Below are 23514 nucleotides of genomic sequence, written 5' to 3'. Positions count from 1 at the left end.
GCGTTCCGCTCCCGCCTAATAATAGCGTGCTTTGCCCCAGTTACAAGCACACAAAAGAGGCGACTCGCGGGATCGCCGGAGATTCCGGCAAAACACCGGCGCCGGGGCGGAAACGTACGCACCCAGGAGTCCTCCCCTGCGCGCGGCCCAGAGTGACTTGAATTAGCGCCGGCCCTGGCGTAGAATCACATGTGTAGTTCTCTTTGCAGATTTCCATGTGTTCAAGCCCGGTTACCGAGCGACAACCCGCGCTTGGTAGGCTTACACACGACGAGATGGGCATCCAAAGGGAAACTCTCATGATCGGAAAAACCGTCTCCCATTACCGAATCCTTGAAAAACTGGGTGAAGGCGGTATGGGAATCGTCTACAGAGCCGAGGACACAAAGCTCAAACGCACTGTTGCTCTAAAATTCCTTCCACCGACGCTGATACGCGACGCAGAGGCAAAGGAACGATTCGTGCGCGAGGCACAGGCAGCCTCCGCGCTGGACCATCCCAACATCTGCACTATCTATGAGGTCGACGAGGTTGACGGACAGACCTTCATAGCCATGGCTTGCGTCGAGGGCGAGAGCCTGAAGGACAGAATGAGGGCGGGCCCCCTCAGATTGAACGAGGCCATAGCTGTTACCATCCAGGTCGCGGAGGGGTTGCGAGAGGCACACGAAAAGGGCATTGTCCATCGCGACATCAAGAGCGCCAACATCATGGTGACTCCCAACGGACAGGCAAGAATCATGGATTTCGGTCTCGCCAAGCTGGCGACCGGCGAGACGAAGCTTACCAGTATCGGTTCTACTATGGGCACCCTGGCTTACATGTCGCCGGAACAGGTTCGGGGTGAGGACGTTGATCGGAGAACTGACATCTGGTCGCTCGGGGTCGTCCTCTATGAAATCGTGACAGGCCGATTGCCTTTCAGCGGCGAATACGAGCCTGCGATCATGTACTCCATCTTGAACGAGAATCCAAAACCGGTTTCGGTTCTGCGCGACGAAGTACCGATTGCTCTGGATAGCATCGTGGAAACGGCGTTGGCCAAGAACCCGGACGACCGCTACCAGAGCATGGTCGATCTGCTGGCCGACTTGCGAGCCCTGAGCGAAGGCCGCACGGTCGGAGTGGCAGGACAACTGGTGGCACAGGCAAGAATCGACAAGAAGTCTATCGCCGTCCTTCCGTTCAAAAGTCTGAGTGAACACAAGGAGGACGAGTATTTCAGTGACGGGACCACGGAGGACATAATCACGCAACTTTCCAAGATCGCCGAGCTCAAGGTCATCTCTCGCACCTCGGTGATGCGCTACAAACACAGTGACAAGACACTTCGAGAGATAGGACGCGAACTCGACGTCAACACTATTCTGGAAGGAAGTGTGCGGCGCGCGGGCAACCGCGTTCGCATAGTGAGTCAGTTGGTGGACGCTAGGACGGACGAACCAATATGGGCGGAGACCTACGATCGAGAGATGAAGGACATTTTTGCCATACAGAGCGACGTTGCGCAAAGCATCGCGGCGGCACTCAAGGCCAAACTCTCGCCGGAAGTGAAGGAACGGATCGAGAGAAAACCCACGGAGAATCTCGAGGCGTACGACTACTATCTCAAGGGTCGCGAATACTACTACCGCTACCGCAGGCAGGACAACGAGAACGCGATCGAGCTCTTCAAGAGAGCACTGGAACTCGACCCCAACTATGCCCTGGCGTACGCCGGGCTGGGAGACGCTTACAGCCAACGCACGGGCAGGTTCGGTCTTGAAGCCACCTGGCTCGACTCCGCAATCGAAGCGAGTGAGAAAGCAATTTCAATAGACGCTGGTTGCGCTGAGGCGCACAAGTCCCTCGGGCTCGCGTTCATGGCAAAAGGTTGGAGGCGCAAGGCGCTCGAAGCGTATAGAAAATCCGTTCAACTCAACCCCAACTATTATCCCGCTGTCGGAAACATCGGTACGACGCATCTTGCCTTGGGTGAGTACGGAGAGGCGTTGAAGTGGGCAAGAAAGGGGCTCGCGCTCAATCCCACATTCGCATTTTCGTACTCGAACGTGGGGTACGCTTACATGTGCCTGGACAACCACGCCGAGGCGGAGCGCTGGTTCCACAAGGCCTTGGAACTTCAGCCGGATTTCATCTATCCACATCGTGAATTCGTGTACATGTATCTTGCGCGAGGAGACTTCGACAAGGCGCGTGCGCACAGCAAGAAAGCCTTGTCGCTCGCGCCAGACGAGGTCGAGACACTGATATGGGCCGGTGACGTTGAGTTCTACTCGGGCAATCTTGTCGAAGCGAGGCAATACTACGAAAAGGCGCTCGAACTCTGCTCGAAGGACCTGCGTGGAGTCACATGCATAGCGGTCATGACGTGTTTGGGCTGCATATGTTGGAAAACCGGCAAACAGGATGACACCGGGAAGTTCCTTGGCGAGGCGGCAGTTCTCGCCGAAGCGTTGCTCAAGGAAGGAGATGAGTCCCGGCAGGTCCCCTATTACGTGGCTGCGATCAACGCCGTCCGAGGAAACAAGGAAGACGCCTACGCATGGCTCGAGAGGGCAATTGATGCGGGGTGGAGGGACTATCGCCTCGGCTCCCTGGACCCTCTCATGGAAAACCTTCGCAACGATGAACGTTTCAAGCTCATGATGGCCACGACAAAAGGTATGATCGACCAGATGCGCAAGCGGGCAGAAGCAGAGCAATAGACACACGCCTCCCGCTGTGCGCCCAGGTGCAGATTCTACTTGATCAAGACCATTTTCCTGGTTTCGCCATACCAAGGCGCTTCCAGTCGATACAGATAAACACCGGAAGGAACGCCGCGACCATTGTCATCACGCCCATCCCATTTGACTTCGTATCGACCCGCTCCTCTGATTTCCTGCACGAGCGTTCTCACGGGCCGACCCGTCACGTCATACACTCTCAACGCCACGCGTCCGGAGTGTGAGGTCGAGAACCGTATTGCCGTGACCGGATTGAAGGGATTGGGCACGTTTTGCTCGAGCAGCGCGACCGTAGGAACAGCGGGCGGCTGCTCGGACCCACTTATGCCCTCCGGCGTCAATAGTCCCCACCCGCCCTCGTTCTCGTGTATGTCCCACGCCGTCACTTTGTAGTAATTGTTCGTGTTTGGATCAAACTGGTCGTCCACAAAGGACGTATCCCACGCCGTCCCGATACGATTGCTTTCGCCGGGAACAAAATCCTCACTCGTTCCCTTGTAGATTGCGTAGTGAGAGAAATCGTGTTCACTGTTCTTGAGCCAACTGATATGGAGCATGGACGGAGGATAAGTAAACTCACCACCAAGGTCACGAGGCGATCCGGGCGGCAGGTTGTCTTTACTATAACCGCTGTCAGGCGGACTGACAAAATATGTTGAGGCGGCACCGGTGTGCGTCGTGACACAGTATACGGAATATTCAAACGTGCTCATGGAATCTGCCCGGGTGGAAACAAGACAGTAGTACTGATCCTGCTGAGTCGCAGGGACACTCCCCACGGCTTCCCACACGCCGGGCGGAAATCCTCCCGAACCCTGACTCACGTAGTAGTAATGCCCGCCCATCACATAAGCCGGCGCGTCACCAATCGAGGATGGCATCTCAACTGCGCCGTCGATTCCATCCCACGAATCTACCGCGGCAGGTCTGTCCTCTTCCACGCGGTTACCCTTCTCGAGGAGCTTCTCAATGAAGCCGATGTCGTCTATGCGTCGATGTGCAAAATAGGTGTTTACTGTGGTGGTTGCGTTGACGCCGAAAGTGCCGCCGTCTGTCGTGACCCTCTCTGACGGATCTGAGACTATCCCTCCCTCACCATCGTCGGACCGCACTCTCTCAGGCGCGGGAAAGTCAAGTCCTGACCTGTTGAAACGAAGCCGGACCCATCCACCTTCGTCCTCTGGAATGTCCTTCACTGAATCTATCTCGGCGAAATCGTATTTCCACTGAAGTTCGACAAAATCGCAGGCAGGATTGACTCCGTAGGCTCTGTAGTAATGCTCCGTTCTCCACATTAGATCGTGCCCGGGCGAACTGAGCGCGTGCCACTGGCCGTCTGTCGGCACTTGACTCCAGCTTGCGCCGCTGTCGGCGCTCACGTACCAGCAGACCAAGTCAACCTGCGCAGGGAAGACTCTCGCGGCCGAGATTTCGTCTTCTGATTGAAAAAACGCGATGGATTGCCCCCGGTTCCTTTGCAGGTCAAACTGGTGTTCGTAAACCTGTCTTACCTCGAAAAATCCGGAGTAATCGGCCACGTAGGTGTGCTCCCCCGAGACAACGATCCCACGGCACTCTCCCACCGTCGAGCACTCGCCGACCAAGACGGGATCGGTAGGGTCAGTGATGTTTGCAGTATAAAACTTGCCTTCGTCACCCAGGTAGGCATAGTTGCCCGAGACCGCTACGGAACGCACACTTCCAGAAGTGAGACAGCCTCCAACCGCGTTAGGAGAGGTCGGATCACTAATATCTATCGCGACGAGACCTGACGCTCCGGCGGCCACGTAGGCATAGTCGCCCGACACGGAAACCGACCAGGCGGCAGTCGGAGTACCGCAGCTCCCCACCTGAGAAGGGGCCGTAGGATCACTAATGTCGACGACAAGCAAGCCTCCTCCGGAGGCCACGTAAGCATAATCTCCGGAGACAACCAAACCGTTGCCCGTTACAGCCAGCGAGCAACTCCCCGCAACAGACGGGGCGAAGGGCAGGCTGATGTCCACGGCTTTGAGCCCTGACGTTCCAGTAGTGACGTAAGCATAATTTCCGGAAACGAAGATCCCGTTGCCTCCGCCGGTAATGTAGCAGCTTCCGGCAGAATCAGGATACATAGGATCGCTTATGTCCAGAACCTGAAAGCCAGTGCCGGTGTTCGATGCGTAGAGATAATCGCCGCTGCACACTACACCCGTGAAGGTTCCGGTGATGGGCCCGTAACTGGCCGCCACGCTGGGTGAAGCGGGCGAGCTAATATCTACAACTGAGAGTCGAGCGCCGACGGCCACGCAGGCGTAATCCCCGGCAACGTCGAGTGCCGTGCCGGGGTCACCCAGACCAAGTTCCGCAACGAACAACGGGGGCACGACGGGCTCTGCAACCTTAATGACAAGAAGGCCCTGGTCACTGTCAGTTGCATAAGCGTACCCACCAGAAACTACCACTTTGTACGTCGAGCCTGGACTATCGCAGCTGTCTCCAAAGACCGGTTCGGCGGGATTCGATATTCCGATGGCCTCAAGCCCGGACTGCCCGTCTGCCACGTACGCACGGTCTCCAGAAACTTCAATTCCGGTGCACCGCCCGGGAGTATTGTACTGTCCCTTCAGAGAAGGAGACAATGGATTGGTGATGTCCAAGATTTCGAGCCCTTCTCCATAAACCGCGAGAAAGGCACAGTCCCCCGAGATGGCCACTCCCTTAACGGAGTCGGCGGTGGCAAAGGTTCCCGCAAGATCCGGGGCAGTCGGATCGCTGATGTCCATCACCTGCAGCCCGCTTTGACTGTCGGCCACGTAGGCATAATCACCCGAAACGGCGACCTCGACCGCAAGCCCGGGCGTGTCATGGCCGCCGACCAGGGCAGGATTGTCGGGGTCACTGATGTCTATAACCCTGAGACCAGACGTTGCGCATGCCACGTAAGCATAGTCCCCGGAAACCGCGACTCCACGAGCGTCGAATCCCTCGGAGCAGACCGAGACAACAACCGGGCTGGCAGGAACGCTGATGTCGATCACCTTGAGACCGCCCGCGCCGTCAGCCAAATATGCGTAGTCACCGTCAACGGCCACTGCCCAGGCCCCGCCCAGGGTCACGCAAGCCCCAACCTGAACCGGGGCTCCAGGATCGCTTATGTTAACCACGGCAAGACCTGAGCCGCGAAGTGTGACGTAGGCGTAGTCGCCTGAAACGGCTACCCCGTATGGAACCACGTCAGACCATTTGCTCCCTGCGAGACTCATGTGAAACGGCCAGAGCTCCAGACGACCAGGCGTTGAGACGTCCCACCGAGCGGTAGTGCTGCTGTCGTCTCTATACGCAGTAGTCGTGAAGTGGTCGGCGAAGCTATGCTCCAGCGCATAGGCCGACGCGGGAAGCACGAGCAAGAGAACGGTCGAGAGAAAAACCCACCTGTTTCTCGCTTTCCACTGTCTCATGTCTCACACTCCTATTCTGTGCAGCCCAAGGCTGCGACCGGCGTTTCAGGACTCGCTCGGAGAATCGCTTGATCTGAGAGCTTCGTAAGACCGAGGAAAATGAAATGTGAACGCAACATGACATGCCGAGTCTCGAGGCACACGTCTCAAAAAAGGCACCGCGCTGGTGCAACATTGACATCCGCGTGGCTTATTATACTGCTTTTCACTCCAAGAATCAATTGCAGAGACTCCGGCTACGAGGTCACAAAAACCCATTCGAGACGTGATGTTTGCCCGCTCTGACGTCGAAAATGGTCCACTCCACACCGAACATTTCATATGTTACCGACACACAGTCCCACAGCACTGGTTGCGAGGGCGCGTTCTCTGTGGTATCCTGACCCTCGCTCACACAGACCAAAAAGGAGGAGGCCAACATGAAAAAGTTCGTTGTTGTCGCTCTGTGTAGCCTGCTGGTTCTCGCGTCCGTCGGTTGCTCCACTTGGACCCGCCAACAGAAGGGGGCCGCCATCGGCGTTTCCGCCGGAGGCGTTCTCGGAGGGCTGATCGGACACAAGGCAGGAAACACCGCAGTCGGGGCCATACTCGGGGCCGCTGTTGGCGGCGCTGCAGGGGCCTACATAGGAAACTACATGGACAAACAGGCTGCCGAGATGGAGCAGGATCTTGCCGGCGCCAAGATCGAGAGAGTCGGCGAAGGTATCAAGGTCACGTTTGACTCCGGCCTGCTGTTCGATGTGGACAAGTCGACCCTGAGAACCGCAAGCCAGGAGCAACTTTCGAAGCTCGCCGTAATTCTGAACAAGTATCCGGACACCAGCATCCTGCTCGAAGGTCACACTGATTCGACGGGCACGGCGGAACACAATCTCCAGTTGTCCCGCTCGAGGTCGGATTCGGTTGCGAGCTACCTCACCAGTCTGGGAGTCAATCCAGCCAGATTCTCTATCACGGGATATGGTGAGGACCAGCCGATCGCGGCTAATTCGACTATCGAAGGTCGCCAGGCGAACCGCAGGGTGGAAGTCGCCATCTTTGCCAACGACAAACTCAAGGAAGTGGCCAAGTCAAAAGCGACCGGATGAGAGAGGAACCACGAATCAAGTGCCTGGGTGAGTTCTGAAAACGCGGAAGGTTCCAAATCTTCCGAGAAGCTCCCAGGATTGAGGAGGATTCTGACAGTAGAAGGGTATGTCTTTTGCCGGGAACGATGACCTGGTGGGATCTGCGATCGACGCTTTCTCTGCGTCGGACAGTATCCCATCCTCGAGCACAACGAACGCATCGGGGATTTGAGAAGGGTCTTCGTACCACTTGAGATATCCCAACCGGGTGTTGGCCGTACAACCGCCCCTCACCATGCGCTGAGTCTCGTCCGCGCCCTCGTACAAATGAGAGCCCTCCTCGAAGCCGAAGTAATAGCCGAAACGGATTGCCGTTCGCCAGTGGTCGAACAGTACGGGAATGCTCCGGTCAGTTCTGAGAACATCGACGGTCTTCCTGAAATTAACTGCTATTGCAGCGTGCCCGATTCTGTGTGTCCTGACAATCCACAGAGAATTCGCAAAGAGGACAAGGACAATGGAAACCAGAAGAGCACGCCCGAGCCCGGCTGCGCCCTTCAGCTTCAACGCACCTGCAATCTTCCCCGCAACCAGGGACAGTTCCTCCAAGATCACGAGCGCCGCCAGAAGCGCTGCAGGAGCAGTGAACGGCGTGAGAAAGCGCACCCTCTTGAAAATCGGCACGTACGAATGGAAGCTCATGGATCCGAACTGAAGGTAGAGCAAGATGGGAGCCATCCACGCGAGAAGCACTAAGCGCCGCCGAGTGGGTCGCACCAGACCCCAGACTGCGATGACTGTGAAAAAGAGTGCAAACAGCCCCGTATAGGATTTCAAACTCAAGATGAGGCGAGGGTAATACAGAAGGCGCATACCCTCCGAACGCTCCGGCGCTCCATAGAAACTCGTCATTGCGCGGAGTGAGAAGAGTGGATCGCCCGTAACCAGGGAATATAGTAGAACGACCGGTACGGCAACGGACGCAATTCCGAGGCACCACCAGAGACAATTTCGCAAAGAGGCTTTCCGCCAGATTGCGTAGCCGGCGAAGAAGAGCGCGATCAGAAGTGCATAGGCACGCGTAGCGACCGCTATTCCGCTGAATAGGCCTGAGAGAAACAGGAGCGACCTGGATGGCGCGCTTCTGCCTTCGAATCCAGAGATCCAGAACGCGACAGAGAAAGTGAGAAAGGCCGCTATCACCGCATCTGGACTGAGGATCCCAGAATATATGACGTCCAGCGGCATTATTGCCGCCAGCAGACCCGCCAGTATTCCAACGTTTCTGCCAAGCCAGCGCGACCCCAGCCATACGATCACAATAATCTGGAGAATGGACAGAAGCAGCGGCCAGAGATTAGTCGAGATCGCGCGAACCCCCAACGCCGCATAGGCGAGCGCAACCGGCACAAGCACGGGGAGTCGATGGCTGTACCATGAGTCGGTGTTCAAGCGAAACGTGCCGTTGAGCAAATTATGCGCATCCTGAGCGTACACTGCGGGGTCGTACATTATGTCGTCTGTCAAGGCGTACAGACGGAAGGCCACGGAAAGAAGCAGGATCAGCACAATCAATGCCCTCTCAACGTTTGGGGCGAGCTTCACAGGTTCGACTCGACTCCCGCTGTTCATGGTCGCAAGGCCCTCCGTGTTGAAGCTGATCAGGCTAGTGTCGCACTTCTGTGAAGAGCGGACTCTTACGAATTCCGGCGCGATGCAGACTGTACTCAATCAGAGTTCCGAGCGTTCCGAGTCCATACACTACGCTGCGCCTGAAATTGATACTGCTGGCCTCCTTCATGTACCTAACCGGCACCGGGATATCACCCAGCCGGAAACCGAAGTGGGCCGCCTGAACCAAGAACTGGCTGTCGAAGACAAAGTCGTCGCTGTTTCTTTCCCACGGGATGGTCTCCAGCACCTTTCTCTGGTAGCCGCGAAGTCCCGAATGAAACTCTCCCAGATTCTGTCCCAGCCAGACGTTCTCTATGACCGTGAGGAGTCTGTTGGAAACGTACTTGTAAACCGGCATCCCCCCGACCAGAGCTTCTCTCCTCGTTCTGATTCTGTTTCCGAGTATCAGATCGCAGTGCCCCTTCCTCAGAAGCTCGGTCATAATTGGTATGAGTCTGGAGTCGTACTGGTAGTCAGGGTGGACCATTATCACGATTGTAGCACCGCGCTTCAGTGCCTCGCGATAGCACGTCTTCTGGTTGGCTCCGTATCCGAGATTCCTCTCGTGCCTGATGACGATCAGACCCAGTTGCTGGGCGAGTCTGACTGTATTGTCCCGGCTGCAGTCGTCGACCAACAAGATTTCGTCCACCGTACCCGGAGGAATGTCTGCCACGGTTTTTTCCAGCGTTGTCTCGGCGTCATAGGCAGGCATTACGACTACGATCTTACCTGGTTCGTTCATTTGAGTGACGATTCCCCCTTGCGCAATAAATGTAGACTAGAACGCCGGCAGCTTCTTCAGAAGCTCCTTCAGAATCTCTCTCATCTTCGCCCGTTCTTCTTTGGTGAAGAATCTCAACAGATGGAGCAGGGCCGGATACAAAAGAACGAGAGCCAGCTTCACGGCGATGCTCACGGCAAGACCTCTGTCTCTTGTGACGACAACGCCCAGGACATATACGGCGATGCCCGTGACAAACAAGAGAACGATTCGTCGAAACTCATGCGCAATATAATAGAACCTCTGGGAGACGATGAAATAGAGCAGGTTGAGGATCCCGTAGGTCGTTACGCTCGATATTGCGGCACCCATCATTCCAAGCCTTGGAACGAGCATAAAATTCATGACCAGGTTAACACCTGCCGCGATCATGAAACTGTACGACGCGTACTTCGTTTTATTGGAAATCTGGATACCGGCCACGAGAATCGCACACATTCCAACGAGTACGGAGGATAAGACCAGCAGGGGCACGACCCGGTATCCCGGATAATAGGCCGGCGTAGCCAGAATCATCAAAGCCTCTTTTGCGAACATGGACAGGAAGAGACCCACCCAGACAGTGACAAACGTGAAATAGACCAAGACCTTCTTGTATATTTCCTTCGCATCGGGCTTCTCAACCACTGAAAACATGTACGGAGGCCATGCCATCCTGAACGGTTCCACAATCGCTATCCTCATTGCAGTGGATACCTTGGAACCGATCGAATAGAGTCCCACTTGCTCCATCGTCGCGAAGCGTTTGAGAAAAAATCTGTCGGAGAGTGTAATTACGACGGACGCCACGTTTCCGGGGACGAGAGGAAGGCCGAAACTGAGCACTTCCCTGGTCTTTTTCCACGAGAACGAGAAGGTTTTCTTTCTAACTGCAATCAGTAGAGCCCCAATGTAGCTCAGTATGCCGCTCAGCGCCTGGGCCTCGAGAACTCCCTGGATCTTCCTGTCAAGGACGACGACAAAGACTATGTTGAGAGAAAGCATGAGCATCAATCTCAGGACCGTAATCACCGAATAGATCGCAGGCCTCTCCTCTGCCCTCAGGACGGCAAGGCAGTTGGTGATCCAGGTGTCTATCGCCGCTATCAGCAGGACATACTTGACGTAGAGATCTCCTTTCTCAAAGTCGAATAGAGCTCCGGAGATTTGAGCGGAGAAAGGCCAGAGAACGGCGACAAAAACGACGGATGAAAGAAAGGAGAAAACGAGAGAAGAAACTATGACTTCATCCCTGTCCTTCTTCTCACTGTAAACGAAATAGAATCGTATGAGTCCCGAGCTTATTCCGAGAGAGACGAGAGAAGAAAGAAAGGTGATCGTGACCGACGCTACCGCAAGAGTCCCGTACTCGTAGGGCGTCAGAAAGCGCGAATACACGGGCAGCATAATGAAGCCGATAAACGGGCTCACTATGCTGCCCACGCCGTAGATTGCTGATTGTTTCAGAAGTCGCTTGAGTTCGTTGAACATTCTTGGTTGTACAGGTTCTACTTTTGTAGCACCCTGCTCTTCAGGCCGGAGTAGAGTCGCACCACTCGCGTCTTGAGGTTTTTTCTGCGCACGCCGATTCGGTAATGGGTTCTCACCTTTTCCGTCCATTTGAGTTTGTAATCTTCGTCCCCCGCCATGAAGTCGAAGACCCCATATCTCTTCTCAAAGCAGTAGGCGAGGACGGGTCTGAGCAATATCTTGCCGAGAGAATACTGAGAGTAATCCAAGTCGTAGGAGGTGTTCCAGTCATAGACAACGTTGTTGTACGCAAAACAGAGCCGGTACGCGATGAGGTTACCCTTCGCCCTGAAAAGAAAAAGAAGCCACGACTGGTTCTCGTTGAAGACTCTTGCAAGTTCGCTCACGAAATTGTATCTGTCCTTCCTGAGGAAGAATGACCTGTGCCCCGTCGCCTCGGCGCGCTTCCGGTTGAGCCCACGCAATTCCTCCAGGATCTTCTCGTCGATCCTTGTGGCGACTTCGAAGTCCGGCTCGAGTCCCTGCTCCGTCAACCTTCTTGATTTCTTTGCAACGTCGTGCTTCAAGTTCTTGCCGAGTCTGTTGTAGTAAGCCTCAAAATCTCCTTCTATCTCGATGTAAGGACACTTGATCAACACGTCTGTCGTGACTTCATACCCGCCCTTCTGGATCTCGCTCTTGACCAGTTCGAAATTCGGGGAAGAGTCGGGGATCTGCGTCAACAACACCTCGTCCCAGAGATGACTGTTTTCGAATATGCAGCCGAAGAACGCCCTCATGACGCGGTCCCTATCCCTCGAGATTATGAAGTCTGAGTGATCCGTGAACCCGTAACCGATGAAGCAGAGTGTGTTGAGCTTGACGAGTCCCCTGAGGACCGCAGGCCGTTTGTGTATCATCAACGGCGCCACCCCGAGAATCTCTTCTCCTTCCTGCGCGACAAGCACAAAAAGTTCCTCTTCTGCCCCGAAGTGCTTGAACCACAGAGACAGCCATTCAAAGGTGCACTGGACGTGGTCAGAGCCGCTCGACTGAAGAATACGGTTGAGATGGGGCTTGAGAGATGAAAAATCCCCGAGTCTGGTGACAAGTCTTATGTTGACCGTGATCTACTCCTTTTCAAGGCTGGCCACTCTTCAGCTCTTTCTCCGGTAAGTCTTTCCACAAATGGAACCTTATGCCCAGAATGTTGATGCAGGAAACCTCTCTGGTTTCCACGCAACCACCCTTCCCGTGGGCTTTTCGTGAGGGCAGGTTTTCTACGGCTGCAATGCCGAAGGCCCTTCTTGCTCCCATTCTCTGGAGACGCTCAAGCCGTCTCGCCGACATGTAAGTGTGAAGGTTCTTCCCTCTGTACTTGGGATTCGTGAATGCGTCGAGAAGGTATCCTTCGTCTTCCTTCAGATTGAGCATGACACGAAAGATGGGTTCGTATTCAGGACCCATGGCAACCCAACCGAACCAGGCGACTTCACCTTCGTGCCATGCCACAAGGCATATCTTGCCCTCGGCGAGTCTCTCTCGGAAAAGCTCGAGTTTCTTCGCCCTGACAATGTCCTTGAAGCAAGGTATCTCTTCTTCCCGGAGGTCTCTTATCTCTATGCCGATCCCAGGCGGATCGACCTCAGGTACGGGCCCGGTCAGGGACCACTCGAGGAGTCGCGCTTTCTTGCGAGAGTAAAGGTAGAGTGAGACGAACTTCGTCACCCTGTTGACAAAAGCTTGCGTAAGCCGTCCCGTCCCTCCCTCCTCATAGCCTTCTTTTATTCTCTGCGTCAACTGAGCCACTTCGTGCAGCTTCCTTCTTACGAAAGGCACGGGCCGAATAACGGCCACGGGCGTTCGTCAGTAAATCGTCGAGTACAGGCCCTCGGTGACACGCACGTTGAACACTCCGCTGCCGCGAGCTATCAATTCCCCGTCGGGCGCGCGTATCTTCCTCACCTTTTCGTCAGAGACAATCAGGGAGATGCGTCTCCCGTCTGCAATTCCTTCCAACGCGCAGCGGAGGCGGAAACCTTCTTCGGTCTCCTCGACCGTAACGTTGTCCCGGGATTGAACGTACTTGGCAAGCTCCGTGCCCGTACAATACCAGGCATGTTTGTCCTTGAGATAGTCGAAGATCGTCTTGAGGCCCGTCTTGTCGTCGAAAATGTTGGGTGTTTGTCTTCTCCCGTCGGTTCTGGCGGGTGAAATGTGCTCTTGAATGCTTATCACCAGTCTGTTCTTCAGCAGATGCTCGAGTTGGGCGATCCCGTCTTTGAGCACGGCCCGCTTTCTGAAGGCCCTTGCCCCTCGGTTCTTGGGCTCGGTGAATAGCGCGCCGTGGACTGTAGACGGAATATCAATGACTTTGTTCACTCCGAAGTATCTCACGTCAAAGCGCTCGATTTCTTCGGAACCCGCTTCCCCTCTGTCCCAACTCCTGCACCACCAGAGAAAGCCGCTCCGCTCGATGCTTTCGTCGGAAAAAGCATTGTATTCGTAACCGCAGTACTTGCCGCCCGTAGGATATTGACCGAAAACGTCGAAGTATATCCTCTTCCCTTTCTGAATCGCCTCAAGCGCCTCCTCCAGTGATTTATATGAAGCCCATTCCTGAACGAAGTCCCCGGTGTCCTTCCCGCTGACACCGTGAGTCAGGCCATGATACGCTATCTCGAACCTCTCGTCCTCATGCACGGCTCTGAAAAAGGCCACCATTTCCTCAGTCTCATTGATCGGACCGAAATGAGCTTTGCACTTGTAATCTCTTAGCATCGGCACTCGTGCCACCGGTGTGAAGAAGGTCGTTTTCACGGCCGGCCAGTGGTCCAAAATCTGTGACGTGAGAAACCTGAACGATGAGTGCGGGGAATTCATTGCGTGTCCCCAATCTTCGCCGGCATCAACCCTGCCGTTGTTGTTCAGATCTATCCAGACGTTAGTGAAATCGTCTACCATCAACATGACGGGTGAGTCTGCGTTGTTAAACCATTTTGCCGGTTTGATTCTGTTCGTTCGTTCCACGGATCTTGCGTGCCTTGCTTGGATCTAAGCTAATGTCGTTTGCCGCAAAAGTCTACCAATTCCTCAAACGGTTACCGAGAACCTCGGGGAGAGTAAGGGACGGGTTTATCTCCGTTCAAAGTGCGTGTCAACGTGAAATGGTCAATCACCTTTCCACCGGGCTTCGCCACGGTCAGCTCAAGTGAGTCACCGTCAATTTCTACCTTGCAGTAATGGAGGGCCCTGGTCCCTGTGACAACGTGCGGATAAGCGGTGTCCGGCGGGTATAGAGGCGCGCCTCCTCCACCAGCGGTTATGTGCTCGACGCCGTTCACCTCGGCACGAGCATAATAGTGATTGTGCCCCGCGAACAAGACGGCAACACCGTATTTCTCACACAGGGGCTGTATGTAGTCCTGAACAATCACATTGTTTGCGTGCGGGCCGGCGGACCACCCCGGTTCGTGCATGCAAACAAATTTCCAGGGCTTATCGGTTGAGGCCAGATCGCTCTCGATCCAGTCAAGCTGAGGCGAGCCCGGACCGTAGTCGCTGTATTGATCCAACATAACAAAATGCGCGGGACCGTAGTCAAAGGACCAGTATCTGTCGTTGACAAACGGATAGGGAAAGTACTTTGAAAACAATAGGCCCGATTGCTCGTGATTACCCATGACCGACTGGTAAGGCATGGTGCCAAACATTTCACGAATCTGGGAATAGTCGGCGTCAAAGAGCTCCGTGTCCCAGTCCGTCTCTTGGTCGCCATTGTTGACCAAGTCGCCCACCGACACGATCACCGACTGGAAGTCGGAATCTGCGACACACGTGGACACGATCGAACCGGCCACCCAGTCATGATCTTCGGGATACGAACGGGAATCTCCGTAGACGATGAACTTGGTGCGGCCGGCGTCCGCGGGCGGAGCGGCACGGAATGATCCCCTGAAGGTGTTCGTGTCAGCCACAACCCTGTAGTAGTACCTGGCGCACGGCGTCAGGTTCGTGATTGTGTAGACGTGTTGGTGATCGCTCCCGTACTCCGAGGTTTGCGCACTTCCTGCGGAATAGAACGTGTCGGCACCCCACGCTATCGTGCTGGCGCCAGCCGAATTCAATTGCCACAATACCTTCATCTCGGTGTTGTCGCCTTCGTATATCAGGTACGGCGACTTGCGCATCACACCCGTCGCCCAGAGCTCAAGATCGAAGCTGGCGTCGGAGCTCGTCCTACTTGATTGATGGATTTCTACGGCCAGAACGTTCGTGCCGGCGACAAGCCGGTCGGGACCTACGAAGAAATCATGGAACGTGTCTTCGTCCGCCCCAGACACATTTGACGAGGCCGGCGTGAGGCGACTCACTGTCCCGGAAGGCATGTTTGACCGCGCTATCTCGCTATTGTTGAGATAGATGACCGCGCCGTCGTCTCGAAGCACCTTCAGTTTTAGACCACGGTACTGTGAAGGGTCGGAGACACTGAAGCTGTGCCTGAGATACGTTGTTACGTGCTTCCTGCGTGAGTCTGGCCCATAACCGATGACCGTCGCCTCATCACCTTCGCCGTATCCCAGTTGGGCGCGCCCCGAGGGCCAGGCACTGTCGTTCAAGGCCGGCTCCCGCCATGCGGAGCCCTGATCGGTGCCGTCGTCAAGATACTTCCAGATCGAACCGGCCGGAACAAGCGTTGCCTGTCCAAGCGCGGGCGTGGTGAGGAGGACTGTCGAGAAAAGCAGGACCAAGCTCAAGACGAAGGGCCCAGGGCCTAGTTTGTCCATAAAGAGAATATATCGGTGAGCCAGAGGGAGCGCAAGTCTAATCGAAGCGAAACCGTCTGTCCCCTTCCGGCAAGGAAAGGCTTTTTTCCACACCCGGAAGCGGTTATAATTGTTCGAATTTGAAATGGAGGGGCAAATCTCGAGATGAGAGCTTCGTTGAGGGAAAAATTAACCATAAGCTTCGTTCTGGTGATCATAATCAACGGAATAGTCACTTCCTGGGTAGGAGTGCATCTAATGGGCGACGAGATCATCAGACGCGCACAGAATAACGTGAGAACCGACCTCAACTCCGCCAGAGAAGTATACCGCGAGAGACTGGGAGAAATCAGGGACGTCGTCAGGTTCACGGCAGTCCGGTCGTTCCTGAAGGACAGCCTCGTGGGCACAAATTGGGAACTAACCAAGACGGAGCTCGAGGCGATAAGAAAGAACGAATCCCTCGATGTCCTGACACTGGCAGACAAGGATGGAGTCGTGCTCCTCAGAGCACGGCACCCGGACAACCTCGGCGACAACCAGATGCATAACCCTATAGTTGCGGCGGCGCTCTCCACCCGGAAGGTCGTGGCCTCAACGGAGATCCTCTCCGTGCGACAACTGAGAGAGGAAGGCGACGACCTTGCAAAACAGGCTCGCGTGAGACTTGTCGCCACTCCAATGACCGAACCGACACAAGAACGCGTCGAGACTTCGGGCATGATGTTGGAGGCGGCCGCTCCCATTTTTGATGACGCGGGCGCTCTGCTGGGTGTGTTGTACGCGGGCAAGTTGCTCAATAAGAACTACGAGATCGTCGATAAGGTGAAGGACATGGTCTACAAGGGAGAGAAGTATAAGGGCAAAGACACGGGCACGGCCACGATCTTCCAGGGAGATCTTCGCATATCTACCAACGTCAGAAAGACTGCCGGCGAGAGAGCCATTGGAACGAGAGTGTCAAAGGAAGTGTATGATGAAGTAATAAAGAAAGGGGTTCCTTGGATAGGGCGCGCGTTTGTAGTAAACGGTTGGTACATAACGGCGTACGAGCCGATAAGAAGTCTCAACGGGAAGATAATCGGAATGCTCTATGTTGGCATGCTCGAGGCGCCTTACATCGATCTTAGACGCCGCCTCGTGTTCACTTTTCTCGGCATAGCACTGCTGACTGCCTTCCTTTTGTCGTTGATGGTTCACTTCATGACCGGCAAGATAATCTTCCCTCTCAAGCGGCTCGTTGTCGCCACCGAGGAAGTTGCAAGAGGCGACCTCTCGCACAGGGTCAAGATCAACTCACAGGACGAGCTCGGACAGTTGGCGGAATCCTTCAACGCCATGACGGCCGAGCTTCAGAGGGCGGACGACAGGTATCAGGCCCTGACCAAGACTCTGGAGGATAAGGTGCGGGACAAGACCCAGGAGCTGAGGGACGCTCAAGATCAGCTTCTCCGATCCGAAAAACTCTCTTCGCTCGGCAAGATGGCCGCGGGAATCGCGCACGAGATAAACAATCCCCTGACTTCCATACTCATCAATAGTCATCTCATCGCAGAGAAGCTCACGGGCGAGGAAAAGCAGAAGTTCGAAGACAATCTCAAGCTAATAATCGACGAGACCACCAGGTCCAGCGCAATCGTGAGCGGACTTCTGGAATTCTCGAGACAGACGCCACCGGAGAAGAAACCCGCGGACGTCAACGAGGTCATCGAGGAGACTCTGGTGCTTTTGAGGAGCCAGGTGCTTGCTCATAACGTCGAGATCGACAAGGAGTTGGGCGAGAACCTGCCCAAGATCACAATAGACGAAAACAAAATCAAACAGGTGTTCACCAACGTCATCTTGAACGGGTTGGATGCAATGCCCGACGGCGGGACTCTATTCATCGCTTCCCGGCTCTCTCCCGAAAAACAGTGTGTCATAATCATGTTCCGCGACACCGGTTGTGGCATTCCCGCAACGGATTTGGGTAAGATCTTCGATCCATTCTTTTCCACAAAGGGAACGAAGGGCACGGGATTGGGTCTTTCCGTGAGTTATGGAATAATAGAGCAGCACAGCGGGCGGATAGACGTGCAGAGCGAAGTCGGAAATGGAACGACACTCAGCATCTGTTTGCCCATGAGTGAATCAAGGAAGGTTTAGTAGATTGGGAAGAAAGGAAGGGAGAGCGCGTAATGACATGGCTTGACGGTTACAAGAAAAAGATCTCATCTTTGGAAGAGGCGGTGTCAGTTGTACAGAGCAAGAACAAGATTTACGTGAGCGGCAACGCCGCTACGCCTCTCACGATCATAAAGGCGCTCGCGGGGCGGCGCGACGAGCTTCATGGCGTCGAAGTGACGCACGTGCTTCTCCTGGGAGACGACCCACTTTCGAAGCCCGAAATGGAAGGGCATTTCAGACACAACTCGCTTTTCGTGGGACCCGCCGACAGAAAGGCGATCGGCGAAGGCCGGGCCGACTACATTCCGATATTCCTTTATGAAATACCGGGCCTCTTCTATTCCGACATCATAGATCTTGACGTGGCTTTTTTGCATCTTTCGCCGCCCGACAGTTTTGGATACATGAGCTTCGGCGTCGAGTGTCTGGCCTCAAAGGCCGCAGCCGAATGTGCAAAGATCGTCGTGGCCGAGGTGAACGACAAGATGCCCAGGACGCTGGGCAATTCCTTCATCCACATATCTCAGGTGGACAAGGTGGTCGAGATTTCCAGGGAACTGCCGGAACTCGTGATGAAGGACCTTACGGAAGTGGAAGAGAAGATCGGCGGAAACATTGCGAATCTGGTGGAGGACGGCTCCACAATTCAGTTGGGCATAGGCGGCATACCGAACGCGGCCTTAAAGGCCATGTACGACCGCAAGGATCTGGGAATACACACCGAGATGGTTTCGGACGGGATAGTAGACGCGATGGAGAGGGGTGTTGTCACGGGAGCCAAGAAGACCCTTCATCCCAACAAGGCCGTCGCGACGTTCCTCTGGGGATCAAAGAAGGTGTACGAGTTCGCTCACGACAACCCGGCGTTTGAGGTTCACCCCGTCGACTACACGAACCATCCTTCGGTCGTGGCCAAGAACGATAGGATGGTGGCCATAAACTCGGCAATAGAGGTTGACCTCACCGGCCAGGTGTGCTCAGATTCGATCGGCACTCGGATATACTCCGGTTTCGGGGGTCAGGTTGATTTCATAAGGGGCGCGGCGCAGTCAAGGGGCGGAAAGCCCATCATCGCCTTGCCGGCAACGACGAAGGACGGCGGAACTTCGAAGATCGTCCCTTATCTCAAGCAAGGCGGCGGCGTGGTGACCACCAGAGCGGACGTTCATTACGTCGTGACGGAGTACGGTGTGGCTTATCTTCACGGCAAGAACTTGCGACAACGTGCCAAAGCACTGATCGAAATCGCCGCTCCCAAGTTCAGACAAGATCTGGAGAGGGAAGCGATGAAGAGAAAGTTGATATAGCCCGGTGGCGGACTTAGCGTGAGCCGACCCGGCCGTGAGCCCGGCTCGGTTCGAGGAAAAGAGAGAAGAGGAAGGACGAGAGATGGCACAGAAAGTAACAATCCTGGTCGTGGACGACGAGCTCCCTGTCTGCAAGAGCATATCCAGTGCGCTGACCACTGAACAGTACACCGTAGACATGGCGCTCAGCGCAGAAGAAGCTCTCAGAAAAGAGGAGGAATCCCGGTACGACGTGGTCATCACAGATTTGATGATGCCGGGGCTCTCAGGAATGGACCTCTTGAGACGGCTCAAAGAGAAGGCGCCGGATGTCAAGATTATCATGATTACCGGATATCCCTCCATCAAGTCCGCGGTCCTGTCCATAAAGCTGGGCGCTTTCGACTACATCCCCAAGCCGTTCACCCCTTCCGAATTGCGCGCGCTCGTAGCGAGAGCTCTGGAGAGCAAGCGCTATCACGAGGAGGAAAGCACGGAAAAGGGTACGCCAGGTTCGAGACGCAGAACGAAAGTGGCCCTGCCCGACAACACCTACTGCATTCCAGAGAACTCGTGGGCTCGGACGGAACAGGACGGCAACGTGCGGGCGGGGGTGCACCACGTTTTCCTGCGGACTATCGAGAACATCGCCTCCATCGATCTTCCCAAGAAGGACGAAATGAGGTACCAGGGAGAGGTCTGCTTCAGAGTCACAGACTCGCACGCTCATGTACACAAGGTGTGGACGCCGGTAAGCGGCAAGGTCGTCGCAGTGAATGAGGCTCTCAGGAAGGATTATTCGAAGCTGATGGAGGATCCTTACGGCGAGGGATGGGTGCTCGTGCTGAAGCCGACGTGTCTGGAGGAGGATCTGAATAATCTCACCTCGTTGAGAAGCGAGTGAATGCTGACAGAAGACGACTTCAATGTTCCAGAAATCGACGCCTTGCTGGATTCGCTGCAAGAGCTGCTCGAGGGTTTCGACCCCACGAGCCTAACGTATCTGGACCGACAAGGTAGCTGGCAGAAGAACCCCTCGGAAACAAGAGACAGGACGTCGAACGAACTCTGGTTCCAAATCTGGGAAGCCGGTTCGGTCGGCGGAGACCCCGGACGGGTCAGAGATCTCCTTTCCCCTCTCCTACAGGACAGGAAACACTGGCTACTCGCACGGACGCTCTCTCGAAGGGCGCCCGGTGCCGACTTGCTCCGCGCATTCGAATTCCTCTCTTTCGCCGTCGAATACGAGACATGCAGGAAGAACGGCGACGCATACGTTGTCGAATGGGACTCGCGCGGGAAGGCGAAGAGAGTCCGGTACCAGCAAGAGAGCGAAAAGCTGCTCGATGAGTTGAGAAAGACTGAGGAACCTGGTCTCGATACGTTCTTCAAGCTGAACGAGCTTCTCAAGGCCGACGAGGAAGGCATCTTCAACAAGACGGTGCTCATCATTGGCGAAGAGGAAAAGCTGAGGGAAGATCTCCAGCTTCTCCTGGGCGACCTCCGGGACTCGAGACGCAAGGACGAGGTTCGTGATTTCATAAGCGACCAGCTTAATCTGTCAAAGGGCGCCGCCGTCGGCACACCTCACATTCTTCTACGGCCCTGTCTCGAGATTCTGGCGGACCCTCAAATAGACGTCTCAACGGGCATGCAGTTCGAGGCCTCCGGCATTATCGGCAAACTCAGGGACGTTCGAAGCACTGACTCGCTCCTGGCGGCATTGGAAACCTACGACTTACGCTACACCGATCTCCGTGCCAACATCGTCTACGCTCTGGGAAATCTGAAACAGAATAAGGCTCTGGCCAGCTTTGCGCGCGTGCTCGACGGCCCGGATTCGGTCAAGGTGCGCTCGAGTGTTGATTCGGAATACGACCAATCCACACGCGCCGAGAAGTGCGAAGCAATCTGGGCGCTCGGGAAACTGGGCCCCGACGCGATAGAGGCTATACCTACCTTGCTGCAACATGCCGCAACAACTGATAGGGAAGCGCGGCTCTATCTCGCCTGGGCAATGGGCATGATAGGCCGCAGTCAGAAGGAAAAGCGCGGCGGCATAGACGAGGGTGTCCTCACGACCTTGATGGGCTTGCTCACGGCCAAACAGAGCGGAGTGTTCGAAGAGGTCGCGTTCGCCTTGAGGGAATTGGGGCTACCCGACGTCCCTCACAAGCTATACCTCCGCGACCTCGCAACAGTACCCATACTCTCGCTCAAGCCCAGCAGCACGGGACTCTACGAACTTTCCGAGACGTTGTTGCACCTCGCCTCGATTAAGAAGACGGTCGTCATGGCCGTGACCGGAGACTCGGGAACCGGCAAGACCTACTTCTGCCAGACAATCGCGAACGGCTTCAGCCGCATAAGGGCGCACGAGATTCTCTATCTGATGAGGGACAGAGTCGGAGACAGGACGCTCGATAGAATACTCGGTATAAGATGGCTCAGGAAGCACAACGCCGCACAATTCTGCGAGGGTTATCCCCTCGCGGAAGACGAGGACAATCCTGAGGAGTTCTTCGACGATTTCATGCGCCGGCACGCTGACAAGAAGTTGATAATCCTGGACGGGTGGAGAGATCACGCATATTTCCACCAAGTCGTGAGAACGTTCTACGAGAAGGGCTACCTTGACGTGCTCGTGAAATTCCAGACGACTTTTTCTACCAGGAGAATCAACCTGGAGGAACGCGAGGGCGTGCTGGAAAAGGTCAAACTTCATCTGCCTCTCGTAGAGGATCCGGCGATCGAGGAGACGCCGTTCTACAAGGAAGGCGCCGTTCTCATATACAACTTGGACAATTCTATCCCGTCGAGGCTCAACAGAGAGGAAATGTTGCAGGTTTTTGAGCGGAAGAAAGTCGACACCTGGGCCGACCAGATCAGGATCGGCAGATTCACGAAGGGTGTCAGGCCGCTGCGAATCGACGACGAAGTCCTGCAGTCTCACGTCGAAAGCGTCGCCCCCGAGATTCAGCAGATGCCCCTGGAAGGACCTGTTTCCTTTTCCCCCGGTGAAGCAACCTTCTCACGCATCTTGAATGAAAATATCGATCTTCACCCCAATCTGCTTCAGTCAGTAAGGCTCGACTCTCTCTCGGTCAATCGCGCTGCCTTCTACACGCACGGCCAGCTCGCCTGCTGCGGGTACGACGGGAACGTCGCCATCCTTACGGGGTTGAACGACAGAGCTCTCTACGCGAAGGTTCACGATACGGAAGTGGTGGACCTCGCCGTGATTGGTGGAGACATCTACTCGCTGGACAAGCGCGGCGAGTTGAAGGTGACGTCTTTCTACAAGAACACGACAGCCACTGTCGGTCGAAGCGACTCCCCCGCCCTCTCGCTGGCGTCTCATCGCGACGGCCTCATCGCCACCGGGCACGCGGATGGAATTGTAAGATTGTGGAACATGCAGGCAAAGACAGTGACCTTGCTTAAGGCACACGCCGGCCCCGTGCTCTCCCTCGCTATTGATCGTCAAGGAAGAGTTTACTCCGGCGGCCAGGACTTGCAGTTACGTCTTTGGGACGTGGAGGCGGGAACGGTCCGGGTGTTCCTAGGGCACGGGACCCCCATCACAGCGATAAACATCTATCCCGACGGAAGAATAGTCACGGGCACGCAGGCGGGAGACGTGTTTGAGAAAGGTGAACCCACTCCGGGCGCCAAGATCAGGATGGTAGATGCCGCCAACGGCCAGTGCAGTGTCATGCCTCTTTGTGACTCCGGGGTTGCGGCCGCGATAAACGTCTATTTCGATGGGCGGCTCTTCGTAGGGATCGGGCGACCGGCTGGCGACATGTGCGCCGATGGTGAGGCTCGCACAGGCGGCGCGGCGGAGCGGATACGACGTAGCGCAGCCGGAGAAGAACCTGCGCCAGGCAGGGTCATTGTCCTGGATCCTCGCCCCGACTCTCGCTGCTGTAACGCTCTGGAGGGCCACAGCCTCGAGACAAGGGATTGCGTGACGATGGGACCGCGACTGATTACGTGCGGCAGCGAGCGCGAGAGCGAACACACTCTGCGAATCTGGGGCACCGTGTCCTACGTGGCAATCGAACACGAAAAGCTGAGATTGATGTCCGAAGCTACAGGCAAGCCCCCATACTATCGGTCGCTGTTTTGAGAATCCAGAATTGCAGTGTCT

General features: G+C 55.4%; 14 protein-coding genes. 6 read left to right on the top strand and 8 right to left on the bottom strand.

Features of this window, described 5'->3' with window-relative positions; all coding sequences use genetic code 11:
- Nucleotides 1-215 precede the first annotated feature (215 nt).
- Nucleotides 216-2708, top strand: a complete 2493-nt coding sequence (locus NTX17_05490) for a protein kinase (protein MCX5800824.1) — start codon at nucleotides 216-218, stop codon at nucleotides 2706-2708.
- 35 nt (nucleotides 2709-2743) lie between these two features.
- On the opposite strand, the gene NTX17_05485 is transcribed toward NTX17_05490, so the two are convergent.
- Nucleotides 2744-6169 carry a hypothetical protein gene (locus tag NTX17_05485; protein ID MCX5800823.1) on the bottom strand — a complete coding sequence of 1142 codons (3426 nt, stop codon included), beginning with the start codon at nucleotides 6167-6169 and terminating at the stop codon, nucleotides 2744-2746.
- Nucleotides 6170-6588: 419 nt separating this feature from the next.
- On the opposite strand from NTX17_05485, the gene NTX17_05480 reads away from it, so the two are divergent.
- Entirely contained in the window at nucleotides 6589-7257 is a 669-nt protein-coding gene (locus tag NTX17_05480; GenBank protein MCX5800822.1) for an OmpA family protein, read from the top strand.
- Between the two features lie 15 nt (nucleotides 7258-7272).
- Here the strand turns inward: NTX17_05480 and NTX17_05475 are convergent, their stop codons facing one another.
- The 7 genes from NTX17_05475 to NTX17_05445 form a co-directional block, all read right to left on the bottom strand.
- Complete coding sequence (locus tag NTX17_05475; GenBank protein MCX5800821.1) at nucleotides 7273-8868, bottom strand: glycosyltransferase family 39 protein; 1596 nt, start codon at nucleotides 8866-8868, stop codon at nucleotides 7273-7275.
- A gap of 34 nt (nucleotides 8869-8902) precedes the next feature.
- Nucleotides 8903-9655: a glycosyltransferase family 2 protein gene (locus NTX17_05470; GenBank protein ID MCX5800820.1), complete on the bottom strand. Its 753-nt coding sequence runs from the start codon at nucleotides 9653-9655 to the stop codon at nucleotides 8903-8905.
- A 36-nt stretch (nucleotides 9656-9691) separates the two neighbouring features.
- The gene (locus NTX17_05465) at nucleotides 9692-11164 is read right to left on the bottom strand and encodes an oligosaccharide flippase family protein (protein ID MCX5800819.1); all 1473 of its coding nucleotides are present in this window, start codon (nucleotides 11162-11164) and stop codon (nucleotides 9692-9694) included.
- 17 nt (nucleotides 11165-11181) lie between these two features.
- Nucleotides 11182-12063, bottom strand: coding sequence for a GNAT family N-acetyltransferase (locus NTX17_05460; GenBank protein ID MCX5800818.1), 882 nt, complete (start codon nucleotides 12061-12063; stop codon nucleotides 11182-11184).
- A gap of 220 nt (nucleotides 12064-12283) precedes the next feature.
- Nucleotides 12284-13000 (bottom strand): GNAT family N-acetyltransferase, encoded by a 717-nt coding sequence (locus NTX17_05455; protein ID MCX5800817.1) that lies wholly within the window; start codon nucleotides 12998-13000, stop codon nucleotides 12284-12286.
- A gap of 9 nt (nucleotides 13001-13009) precedes the next feature.
- Nucleotides 13010-14173 carry a hypothetical protein gene (locus NTX17_05450; GenBank protein MCX5800816.1) on the bottom strand — a complete coding sequence of 388 codons (1164 nt, stop codon included), beginning with the start codon at nucleotides 14171-14173 and terminating at the stop codon, nucleotides 13010-13012.
- Nucleotides 14174-14244: 71 nt separating this feature from the next.
- Nucleotides 14245-15930 carry a metallophosphoesterase family protein gene (locus NTX17_05445; GenBank protein ID MCX5800815.1) on the bottom strand — a complete coding sequence of 562 codons (1686 nt, stop codon included), beginning with the start codon at nucleotides 15928-15930 and terminating at the stop codon, nucleotides 14245-14247.
- Nucleotides 15931-16086: 156 nt separating this feature from the next.
- Here NTX17_05445 and NTX17_05440 point away from each other — a divergent pair, with 156 nt between their 5' ends.
- The 4 genes from NTX17_05440 (at nucleotide 16087) to NTX17_05425 (ending at nucleotide 23493) form a co-directional block, all read left to right on the top strand.
- On the top strand, nucleotides 16087-18054 hold the full coding sequence (locus NTX17_05440) for a cache domain-containing protein (protein ID MCX5800814.1): 1968 nt from the start codon (nucleotides 16087-16089) through the stop codon (nucleotides 18052-18054).
- Nucleotides 18055-18086: 32 nt separating this feature from the next.
- Complete coding sequence (locus tag NTX17_05435) at nucleotides 18087-19382, top strand: 4-hydroxybutyrate CoA-transferase (GenBank protein ID MCX5800813.1); 1296 nt, start codon at nucleotides 18087-18089, stop codon at nucleotides 19380-19382.
- Nucleotides 19383-19464: 82 nt separating this feature from the next.
- Nucleotides 19465-20265, top strand: a complete 801-nt coding sequence (locus NTX17_05430) for a response regulator (protein MCX5800812.1) — start codon at nucleotides 19465-19467, stop codon at nucleotides 20263-20265.
- A complete protein-coding gene (locus NTX17_05425) occupies nucleotides 20266-23493 on the top strand; it encodes a hypothetical protein (protein MCX5800811.1) in 3228 nt (1075 codons plus the stop codon).
- Nucleotides 23494-23514: the final 21 nt, after the last annotated feature.

Source organism: Candidatus Eisenbacteria bacterium (genome assembly GCA_026388185.1).
GTDB lineage: Bacteria > Eisenbacteria > RBG-16-71-46 > JAFGJU01 > JAFGJU01 > JAPLKG01.
The sequence above is the reverse complement of the archived record's forward strand: the minus strand, read 5'-3'. Positions and strand labels throughout refer to the sequence as shown.